Below are 814 nucleotides of genomic sequence, written 5' to 3'. Positions count from 1 at the left end.
TGTCGTTGCTGCTGGTCACGCTGTGCGCGACGGCGGCCGGGTTCGGCTCGTACCGGGCCATGGCGCAGTGGGCGGCGGCGGCCGGGCCGGTGGAGTTGCTGCGGCTGGGGCTGCGTCCGTGTGGCCCCTTCCATCTGGTGCGTACGCCGAGTGCGGACACGTTGCGACGGGCCTTGACGCTGGTGCGTCCCGCGGATCTGGAGGTGCTGCTGCGGGTGCGCGGGCTCGACCTGGAGACGGTGGCGGTGGACGGGAAGGTGCTTCGCGGGTCTGGGAACAGTGAGTCGGTCGCGGTGACGGTGATCGGTGCGATGGCGCAGAACGGGGCGCTGGTCGCGCAGCAGCGGGTGGCGGACAAGAGCAACGAGATTCCGGCGCTGGCGCCGCTGTTGTCGGTGCTCGACCTGCAGGGGGTGGTGGTGACGGCGGATGCACTGCACACGCAGGTGGAGACGGCGAAGGTGCTGGTGGAGGAGATGGGCGCGCACTTCGTGCTGGTGGTGAAGCGGAACCAGCCGGCGTTGTGGGAGGCGTGCCGGTCGGTCCCCTGGAGCGAGGTGACGGCCCGGTACAAGGAGAGCGAGGTGGGTCACGGCCGGCGGGAGACGCGGGTGGTGCAGGCAGCGACGTGGACATCCCTGGCGTTTCCCCACGTCAGACAGGTTGCCCGGATCATCCGGCACCGCATCGACCGGGTGACGGGCAAGCGGACGCGGGAGACGGTCTACCTGATCACCGACCTGTCGGCGTCCGAGGCGTCCCCGGAGATGCTCGGGCGGTACGCGAGGGGCCACTGGGGCGTGGAAAACAAGAT

General features: G+C 70.3%; 1 protein-coding gene. It reads left to right on the top strand.

The annotated features are described in order from the left end of the window. Positions 1 to 814, top strand: an 814-nt coding sequence (locus GFH49_RS01700) for an ISAs1 family transposase (RefSeq protein ID WP_196217820.1), incomplete at both ends; no start/stop codon positions are given.

The sequence above is a fragment of the Streptomyces blattellae genome (assembly GCF_009709555.1).
Lineage (GTDB): Bacteria > Actinomycetota > Actinomycetes > Streptomycetales > Streptomycetaceae > Streptomyces > Streptomyces blattellae.
Note: the sequence above shows the minus strand (reverse complement) of the source record. Positions and strands in the feature narration are given on the sequence as shown.